Origin of the sequence: Mycobacterium sp., assembly GCF_049802695.1 — a bacterium.
Taxonomy (GTDB): domain Bacteria; phylum Actinomycetota; class Actinomycetes; order Mycobacteriales; family Mycobacteriaceae; genus Mycobacterium.
Genome location: NZ_JBARMY010000566.1, coordinates 1 through 6,286, shown reverse-complemented (window position 1 = coordinate 6,286; position 6,286 = coordinate 1). Strand labels below are relative to the sequence as shown.

Here is a 6,286-nt window from a genome sequence, read left to right as displayed (position 1 = left end):
AGTGCAGGCTCCGCCGGCCGCCGCTCCGGCCCCCGCACCGGCTCCGGTTGCTCCTGCGCCGGCACCTGTTCCGGTCGCTCCTGAACCTGCACCAATTCCGGCTGCGCCAGCTCCGGTCCCTGAAGCTCCGGCTCCGGTTCCGGAGGCGCCTGTTCCTGCCCCGGCGCCGATTCCGCAGGCCCCGGTGGCGCCCGCTCCGATTGCTCCGTTCCCCGCGCCGATCGCGCCCATACCGGTGCCGATCATCGTCCCGGCGCCTCAACCGCCGCGGATCTTCGGTCCGCCTGTAGAAGGGCCCTTCGGCGGCGAGCACGGCGGCGGAGGGCACGGCCCCTTCGGCGGTCCTGGCTTCGGCGGTCCTGGCTTCGGTGGCGGCGGTGGCTTCGGCGGCGGAGGGCACGGCGGCTTCGGCGGCGGGCGCAGGTAACGGCCCGCAGGCAACTGTCACCTGCATTTCGCCTACCGCTTGTTGTCGCGTCGCGATTAGCTCACTCCGGCGGCCTACATAGGCGGTATGAGATGCACCGTCTTCGGCACTGGCTACCTGGGCGCCACCCACGCCGCCGGAATGGCGGAACTCGGCCATGACGTGGTCGGGGTCGACATCGACCCCGGCAAGGTCGCGAAACTCAACAGCGGTGACGCGCCGTTCTACGAGCCCGGGCTGCCGGAGATGTTGACCGACAACATCGCTGCCGGCCGCCTTCGGTTCACCACCGACTACGACATAGCCGCCGACTTCGCCGACGTGCATTTCCTCGGGGTCGGAACCCCGCAGAAGAAAGGCGAGTACGGCGCGGACTTGCGCCATGTCCGGGCCGTCATCGACGAGTTGGTGCCCCGGCTGACCCGGACATCGGTGATCGTCGGCAAATCCACAGTGCCGGTCGGCACGGCGACTGAACTCGGCGAGCGGGCCCGTGTCTTGGCGCCGGCCGGAGTCGACGTCGAAGTGGCTTGGAATCCGGAGTTCCTGCGCGAAGGCTTCGCGGTGCAGGACACTCTTCGGCCCGACCGCATCGTGCTTGGCGTGCAACCCGGGTCCCGGCGGGCGGAGGCGGCGGTTCGCGAGCTGTACCGGCCACTGCTGGAGGCCGATGTGCCGTTCCTGGTGACCGACCTGCCCACCGCCGAGCTGGTGAAGGTGTCCGCCAATGCCTTCCTGGCGACGAAGATCTCGTTCATCAACGCGATCTCCGAGGTCTGCGAGGCCGCCGGCGCCGACATCACGGTGCTGGCCGATGCACTCGGGGCCGATCCTCGCATCGGGCGCCAATGCCTCAACGCGGGTCTGGGTTTCGGCGGGGGCTGCCTGCCCAAGGACATCCGCGCGTTCATGGCACGTGCCGGTGAGCTGGGCGCCGACCAGGCGCTGACGTTTCTGCGTGAGGTGGACAACGTCAACATGCGCCGCCGCACCCACATGGTCGAACTGGCCGCCCGCGCATGCGGCGGGTCCTTGCTGGGCGCCAACATCGCCGTGCTGGGCGCCGCGTTCAAGCCGCAATCCGACGACGTCCGCGACTCACCGGCGCTCAACGTTGCGGGCCAGCTGCAGCTCAACGGCGCCGCGGTCAACGTCTACGACCCAAAAGCGCTGGAGAACGCCCGGCGGGTGTTCCCGACATTGAACTACGCGGTCTCGGTCGCCGAAGCTTGCGAACGTGCCGACGCTGTGCTGCTGCTCACCGAGTGGCCCGAATTCGTCGACCTCGACCCCGACGACCTGGCCGCGTGGGTGCGCGCCAAGGTGATCGTCGACGGCCGCAACTGCCTCGACATCGCCCGCTGGCAGCGCGCCGGTTGGCGGGTGCTGTGTTTAGGCCGGCGCGTAGCCTGACCGGGTGGATTTCGCGGCGGCCTTCCTGGAACAGAACCGCGCCTTCGGTGATGTCATCGGCAGCGCCGACCCGTCCGCGCCGGTCCCGACCTGCCCCGGCTGGAACCTCGACAAGTTGATCCGCCACGTCGGCCGCGGAGACCGGTGGGCGGCGCAGATCATCGGCGACCGTCTCGATCACTACCTCGACCCGCGCAGCGTCGACGGCGGTAAGCCGCCACCGGATCGAAAAGACGCGATCTCCTGGCTGCACGGCGGCGCGCAACGGCTGATCGACGCCGTCGAGCTGACCGGACCGGAGACACCGGTGTGGACCTTCCTCGGATTGCGGCCGGCAAACTGGTGGGTGCGACGCCGGCTGCACGAGACGGCGGTGCACCGCGCCGACGCCGAGCTCGCGGTCGGTCACGACTTCACGCTCGCAGCCGAAATAGCCGCCGACGCGATCAGCGAATGGCTCGAGCGGGTGGCAATCCAGGGGGGCCGCGACGGTCAAGCGCTGCCGCTGGACGACGGCAACACGCTGCACCTGCACGCCACCGATTCCGGGCTCGACATCAACGGCGAATGGACCATCGCGCTCTGTGACGACAAGGTCACCTGGTCGCACGAACACGGCAAGGGGACGGTCGCGCTGCGCGGCAGCGCGGTCGACTTGCTGCTGGCTGTCTTGCGCCGCAAACCCATCGCGGATACCGCCATCACCCTGTTCGGCGACGAAACGGTCTGGCATCACTGGCTTGACCGCACACCCCTGTGACCTCACCCGCACGGTATTTTGCTGATCATGACCACATCGGAGATGGCCACAGTCTTGGCCTGGCACGACGCGTTGAACGAATCCGACCTCGACACCTTGGTGACGTTGTCCAGCGACGACATCGACTTCGGTGACGTCCACGGCGCCGGGCAGGGCCACGAAGCGCTCCGTAAATGGGCGGGCGCGATGACGGCCACTGCCGAGGTCGGCCGCATCTACGTGCATGACGGGGTCGTGGTCGTCGAGCAGAGAATCAGCGGCACGGAGAGCTCGGGCGGCACCGCGGCGTCGGCGTTCCGGGTCGTCCACGATCACGTCACCTCGGTGTTCCGCCACGACGACCTCGCGTCGGCGCTGGCGGCCACTGAGCTGACCGAGGCTGACCTAGTCGATTGAGGAGCACTTGATGCGGGGGATCATCCTGGCCGGCGGCTCCGGCACCCGGCTGTATCCCATCACCATGGGCGCAAGCAAGCAGTTGCTGCCGGTGTACGACAAGCCGCTGGTCTACTACCCGTTCTCGACGCTGATGATGGCCGGTATTCGCGACATCCAGGTCATCACCACCGCACACGACCTGCCCGCTTTCGAGCGAGTCCTCGGCGACGGCGCGTCCTTCGGCGTCGACATCAGCTACGCGATCCAGGATCGCCCCGACGGTCTGGCCCAGGCATTCGTCATCGGGGCCGACCACATCGGAACCGACTCGGTCGCACTGGCCCTGGGCGACAACATCTTCTTCGGCCCCGGCCTGGGCACCAGCCTGCGCCGCTTCCAAACCATCAGCGGCGGCGCAATCTTCGCCTACTGGGTGGCGAACCCGTCGGCCTACGGTGTCGTCGAGTTCGCTGCCGACGGCACAGCGCTGTCGCTGGAGGAGAAGCCCGCCACGCCGAAGTCGCAATACGCGGTGCCCGGCCTGTACTTCTACGACAACGATGTGATCGAGATCGCCCGGGGATTGCGGAAATCCGCGCGCGGCGAGTACGAGATCACCGAGATCAACCAGACCTACCTCAACGAGGGCCGGCTGAGCGTCGAGATACTCGCCCGCGGCACCGCCTGGCTGGACACCGGAACCTTCGACTCGCTCCTCGACGCCAGCGACTATGTGCGCACCCTGGAGCGTCGACAAGGCCTGAAGATCAGCGTTCCCGAAGAAGTGGCGTGGCGGATGGGCTTCATCGACGACGAGCAGCTGGCCCGTCGCGCCCACAGCTTGGTCAAATCCGGTTACGGCAGTTATCTGATGCGACTCCTGGAACAGCGTTGAGCAAGGCTCTCAGCAAGCTCCCAGTAGACACCAAGCCGTTAGGTTAACGGCAGACATCTTCACGGCATATTCTTGGTGCCAACGATGGATACCTCGACATCAAACCCGCCCTCCGTGCCAGGCATGGCCCTGGTGGCCGCTGTGCTGTTCGGCTTCGCGGTCATCGCCGGGGTGGTGATCTTCTACCGTCGACCAGATCTGCTGGCACCGCGAACGGCCAGAACCGGTACGCATGCCGCGGCCGTGCAGGCCGACACCGGATCAGAGCCGCTGGACCAAGACGGTCGGCTGTTTTACCTGCTGACAGAGCAGGGACTCCAGACATCAGGACCTCGCGACGTAACGATGAACGAAGCGCACCACGTCTGTGACCGCGCGCACGCCGGCGAAAGCGAAACGCAGATCGTGCAAGACATCACCGCCGGCTCACCAGGAATGTCATCGCAAACCGCAGCCACCTTCACCGAGATCGCAATCAACGTGTACTGCCCGCAAGGCTGAGCGCGCCCGCGCAACCGAACTACTTGTTGTCCCGGGTGCCCGGGATCATCGCGGGGCCAGGGCGGTCGGCTAACCCACCGTCGGCCAGCGTGGCCAACTCCGCCACCGCGCTGGTGTCCTGCGCGCCGGTCACGGCATCCGGCACGGTTAACCGGCTCACTGCCGGTAGCCGGCCAAAAAATTGCCGAGCCGCTCGATCGCGCTGGACAAGTCGCGTGCCCACGGTAGCGTCACGATTCGCAGGTGATCTGGTGCCGGCCAATTGAATCCGGTGCCTTGGGTCACCAGGATCTTCTCCGACAGCAACAGGTCCAGCACCAACTGCTCGTCGTCTTCGATGTCGTAGACCTCGGGGTCCAGACGGGGGAAGGTGTAGAGCGCACCCGCCGGTTTGACGCAGGACACTCCGGGGATCTCGTTGAGCTTGGTCCAGGCGACGTCGCGTTGCTCGAGCAGCCGACCGCCCGGCAGCACCAGGTCCGCGATGCTCTGATGGCCACCCAGCGCGACCTGAATTGCGTGCTGTGCAGGCACATTCGGGCACAGCCGCATATTCGCCAACAGGCTGATGCCCTCAATGAAGCTGCTGGCGTGATCTTTTGGCCCGGTGATCGCCAGCCAGCCGGCCCGGTAGCCGGCGACGCGGTAGGCCTTTGACAAACCGTTGAACGTCAGACACAACAGATCCGGCGCCACCGACGCCAAGCTGATGTGCTTGGCGTCGTCGTAGAGGATCTTGTCGTAGATCTCATCGGCGAGCACCAACAGCTGGTGTTTGCGCGCCAAATCGGTTATTTGCGTGAGCACTTCGCGGCTGTAGACGGCACCGGTGGGATTATTCGGGTTGATCACCACCAACGCCTTTGTGCGATCGGTGATCTTGGACGCCAGGTCGTCGATGTCGGGCTGCCAGCCCTGCGTCTCGTCGCACAGATAGTGAACCGGGGTGCCGCCCGCCAGCGACGTCGACGCCGTCCACAACGGATAGTCCGGTGCGGGAATCAGAACCTGATCACCGTTGTCCAGCAGGGCCTGCAGCGTCAGCGTGATCAATTCGGACACACCGTTACCGAGGTAGACGTCGTCGACGTCGAGTCGCGGGAAACCGTCGACCAGTTCGTAGCGGGTGACTACCGCGCGCCGGGCTGGAAGGATGCCCTTGGAGTCGGAGTATCCCTGCGCGTTCGGCAGCGCCTGGATCATGTCCCGCATGATCACGTCGGGTGCCTCGAAGCCGAACGGCGCCGGATTGCCAATGTTCAGCTTGAGGATCCGGTGCCCTTCGGCCTCCAGTCGCGCGGCCTGAGCGTGCACCGGCCCGCGGATCTCATACAGGACGTCCTGCAGTTTGGACGACTGCGCGAACGTGCGCTGCCGCTGGTGATGACCAGTGGTATGCCAGGGCACCTGATGAGCAGTCACGTCCACCATGGTGCCACGGCTGTCCACTGGATTTCGCCAAGCAGGGGCGTCACCGCTTGCCGGGCGGTCGGGCGCCGCGTGCGATGCCCAAGCCTTTCACCGGCTCGGAAGCGGGCAAAGTCTCGCCGTTGCCTTCGTCCGCCTCGGGCGTTCCGGCCGGCTTGCCCTTCGGCGTTGCCTGGACCTGCGGCTGCGGCTTGGTCTCCTCAGCCGGGGCCGATGTGGGTGCGGCTTCCGCTTTGGCGGCGGTCTTCTTGGCGCCGGGCCGTTTGGCGCCGGCCGCGATCCCGAGGCCCTTGACGGGTGCTTGCGAAGCTGGCTTCGTCTCTGCCGGTTCAGCTTTCGCGTCGGGTGTGGCCGCGGTTTGCGCGGGCGCCGCGGTCTTCTTGGCGCCGGGCCGCTTGGCACCGGCCGCCAGGCCCAGCCCCTTGGCAGGTGGCGCGACGGTCTTGGCCTCTGCCGGTTCGGCTTTCGCCTCGGGTGCCGCCGG

8 protein-coding genes and 1 pseudogene are annotated in these 6,286 nt (G+C 66.8%); 6 read left to right on the top strand and 3 right to left on the bottom strand.

From position 1 onward, the window contains the following. From WA317_RS22230 to WA317_RS22205, 6 genes are all read left to right on the top strand, one after another. The coding region (locus WA317_RS22230; RefSeq protein ID WP_425175087.1) for a hypothetical protein at nt 1-427 on the top strand (427 nt) is incomplete at its 5' end. Between the two features lie 87 nt (nt 428-514). Beyond that, complete coding sequence (locus WA317_RS22225; RefSeq protein WP_425175086.1) at nt 515-1,840, top strand: UDP-glucose dehydrogenase family protein; 1,326 nt, start codon at nt 515-517, stop codon at nt 1,838-1,840. A 4-nt stretch (nt 1,841-1,844) separates the two neighbouring features. Next, on the top strand, nt 1,845-2,600 hold the full coding sequence (locus WA317_RS22220) for a maleylpyruvate isomerase family mycothiol-dependent enzyme (protein ID WP_425175085.1): 756 nt from the start codon (nt 1,845-1,847) through the stop codon (nt 2,598-2,600). 27 nt (nt 2,601-2,627) lie between these two features. Then, nucleotides 2,628-2,996 carry a nuclear transport factor 2 family protein gene (locus tag WA317_RS22215; protein WP_425175084.1) on the top strand — a complete coding sequence of 123 codons (369 nt, stop codon included), beginning with the start codon at nt 2,628-2,630 and terminating at the stop codon, nt 2,994-2,996. 10 nt (nt 2,997-3,006) lie between these two features. Then, on the top strand, nt 3,007-3,873 hold the full coding sequence (rfbA, locus tag WA317_RS22210) for a glucose-1-phosphate thymidylyltransferase RfbA (protein ID WP_425175083.1): 867 nt from the start codon (nt 3,007-3,009) through the stop codon (nt 3,871-3,873). Nucleotides 3,874-3,996: 123 nt separating this feature from the next. After that, a complete protein-coding gene (locus WA317_RS22205; RefSeq protein WP_425175088.1) occupies nt 3,997-4,374 on the top strand; it encodes a DUF732 domain-containing protein in 378 nt (125 codons plus the stop codon). Between the two features lie 19 nt (nt 4,375-4,393). Here WA317_RS22205 and WA317_RS22200 read toward each other — a convergent pair whose 3' ends face one another. From WA317_RS22200 to WA317_RS22190, 3 genes and pseudogenes are all read right to left on the bottom strand, one after another. Next, on the bottom strand, nt 4,394-4,534 hold the full coding sequence (locus tag WA317_RS22200; RefSeq protein WP_425175082.1) for a hypothetical protein: 141 nt from the start codon (nt 4,532-4,534) through the stop codon (nt 4,394-4,396). Further along, nucleotides 4,531-5,823 (bottom strand): pyridoxal phosphate-dependent aminotransferase, encoded by a 1,293-nt coding sequence (locus WA317_RS22195; RefSeq protein WP_425175081.1) that lies wholly within the window; start codon nt 5,821-5,823, stop codon nt 4,531-4,533. Before WA317_RS22195 ends, WA317_RS22200 begins: the two co-directional genes overlap by 4 nt. A gap of 22 nt (nt 5,824-5,845) precedes the next feature. Further along, a pseudogene (locus WA317_RS22190) lies at nt 5,846-6,286 on the bottom strand (FeS-binding protein); the annotation flags it as partial.